Genomic DNA, 1,959 nt, shown 5'->3' with positions numbered 1-1,959 from the left:
CGCCCTGAAAGAGTTTTTGCAGAATTACGGCACGCCACGGGTTGTGGTGAATAACGCCGGAATCACGCGCGACAACCTGTTTCTGCGCATGTCGGATGACGAGTGGGGCGAGGTGATTAACACCAACCTCACCGGCGTATTCCGCGTATGCAAATCCATGGTTAAGCCGATGCTGAAGCAGAAGGCCGGCGCCATTATTAATATCAGTTCCATTATCGGTACTACCGGTAATGGCGGGCAGGCAAACTACGCTGCTGCCAAGGCGGGTCTGGAAGGTTTCAGCCGCTCTCTGGCGCAGGAAATTGCCAGCCGGAACATCACGGTGAATTGTGTCGCGCCGGGATTTATTCAAACAGATATGACGGAAATCTTGCCTGAAACGCAAAAAGAGGCGATCCTAGCCACCATTCCAGGCAAGCGCTTCGGACAGGTAGAAGAAATCGCTGGTGCGGTTGCTTTTCTGGCCGGAAACGACGCGAAATACATTACAGGCCAGACCATTCATGTGAATGGCGGCATGAATATGGGCTGAGGTCATTAAGACCACCAGGAAACTTGAAACGGTAGGAAAAAACCATGAGCAACATTGAAGAACGCGTAAAGAAAATCGTATGTGAACAGCTGGGTGTTAAAGAAGAAGATGTTAAGGCTTCATCCTCTTTTGTTGACGATCTGGGCGCGGATTCTCTGGATACTGTAGAGCTGGTTATGGCTCTGGAAGAAGAATTCGAAACTGAAATTCCTGATGAAGACGCTGAGAAGCTGACTACCGTTCAGGAAGCGATCGACTACATCATCGCCAACCTGTAAGGTCAGCGAGCCCGAAAGCCGCCTCTTCTGACGCGGCTTTTTTTATGCCTGTTATGTGACCTTTTGGCGGCCGTGTTTGCGACTACTGGGATGAAAAACGGAATATGACAAAGCGACGTGTGGTAATTACGGGACTGGGCAGTGTTAACCCGCTTGGTCTGAATGTGGCGGATACCTGGCGCGCACTCTGCGCCGGAGAAAGTGGTATCACCCGTATTGAACACTTTGGCACGGAAGGGTACGCCACGAAGATTGGCGGCGCTGTTAAACAGTTCGACGTCACCAGTGTGATGAGCGAAAAAGATGCGCGCAAAATGGATCTCTTTCTGCAATACGCCATGGTGGCGGCAGAGCAGGCCATTGTTGATGCAGCCTTTCCCGAATCGTTAAACCGTGACCGTGTCGGTGTGGCTGTTGGCTCAGGCATCGGCGGCATCACGACGATTGAACAGAATTACCAGCAATTGCAGAGCAGTGGCCCGCGCCGGGTATCACCGTTTCTTGTGCCTGCTGCCGTGATTAATATGGCGTCCGGCAATATTGCTATCCGCCACAAACTCCGCGGCCCTAACTTTGCTATTACCACCGCCTGCACCACAGGTACTCATAATATTGGTTATGCCGCCCGTACCATCGCTTACGGCGATGCGGATGTGATGATTGCCGGCGGGTCCGAGATGGCATCGTCGCCCCTTGGTGTCGCCGGTTTTGCCGCGGCCCGCGCCATGAGTACCCGCAACGACGAGCCGGAAAAAGCCAGTCGGCCCTGGGATAAAGACCGCGATGGTTTTGTGCTGGGCGATGGCGCGGCCGTACTGGTGCTGGAATCCCTTGAACATGCTCAGGCCCGTGGCGCGACTATTTATGCCGAACTCAGTGGTCTGGGCATGAGTGACGATGCCCATCACATCACCAGTCCGCCGGAAAATGGCGAGGGCGCACGCATGGCGATGGCCAATGCGCTTAACGATGCCGGTCTGCAGCCGCAGGATATTGATTACATCAACGCCCACGGCACCTCGACGCTGATTGGCGATATTGCCGAGACACAGGCGATTAAGGATTTGTTTGGTGATCATGTCAGCCGCCTGGCGGTCTCTTCAACCAAGTCCATGACCGGCCACTTGCTGGGGGCTGCCGGCGCTCTGG

General features: G+C 54.3%; 3 protein-coding genes. All 3 read left to right on the top strand.

Translation table 11 applies throughout. From position 1 onward, the window contains the following. Positions 1 to 532 (top strand): 3-oxoacyl-ACP reductase FabG (fabG, locus tag B3P58_RS03880; RefSeq protein ID WP_286716163.1); only part of this gene is annotated, 532 nt, incomplete at its 5' end. A 44-nt stretch (positions 533 to 576) separates the two neighbouring features. Then, a complete protein-coding gene (gene acpP / locus B3P58_RS03875) occupies positions 577 to 810 on the top strand; it encodes an acyl carrier protein (protein WP_145468776.1) in 234 nt (77 codons plus the stop codon). A 104-nt stretch (positions 811 to 914) separates the two neighbouring features. Then, positions 915 to 1,959: beta-ketoacyl-ACP synthase II (gene fabF / locus B3P58_RS03870; protein ID WP_286716162.1), on the top strand; the 1,045-nt coding region annotated here is incomplete at its 3' end.

Origin of the sequence: Thalassolituus sp. UBA2009 (genome assembly GCF_002335285.1) — a bacterium.
Lineage (GTDB): Bacteria > Pseudomonadota > Gammaproteobacteria > Pseudomonadales > Oceanobacteraceae > Venatoribacter > Venatoribacter alkanivorans.
Note: the sequence above shows the minus strand (reverse complement) of the source record. Positions and strands in the feature narration are given on the sequence as shown.